This is a genomic window from Vibrio sp. 10N.261.55.A10 (genome assembly GCF_041470825.1).
GTDB lineage: Bacteria > Pseudomonadota > Gammaproteobacteria > Enterobacterales > Vibrionaceae > Vibrio > Vibrio crassostreae_C.
This window is the reverse complement of sequence record NZ_JBFRNC010000122.1, coordinates 1-227: the sequence shown is the minus strand read 5'-3', so window position 1 is coordinate 227 and position 227 is coordinate 1. Positions and strand designations below refer to the sequence as shown.

The 227-nt window shown below is 48.9% G+C and carries 1 protein-coding gene; it reads right to left on the bottom strand.

Annotation, left to right across the window (positions count from 1 at the left end):
• Positions 1-227 (bottom strand): transposase (locus AB4274_RS21970; protein ID WP_372113242.1); only part of this gene is annotated, 227 nt, incomplete at both ends.

Below are 227 nucleotides of genomic sequence, written 5' to 3'. Positions count from 1 at the left end.
AACCCGAACTCAGAAAGTAGGGCGCGCATGCGATTCATAAGCGCGGTGCGTTCACGAACCCAATGCTCTCTCATTCTATGTACCGATAGGATGGCTTGTTGCTCTGGTGATTTTACGGGCACAAAGCGAGTGGATGGTCGCTGAACAGCTTCGCAGATAGCTACTGCATCATTAAGGTCGTTCTTCCCTTTAGTTCGATAAGGAACCACGTATTTAACGGCCATGAT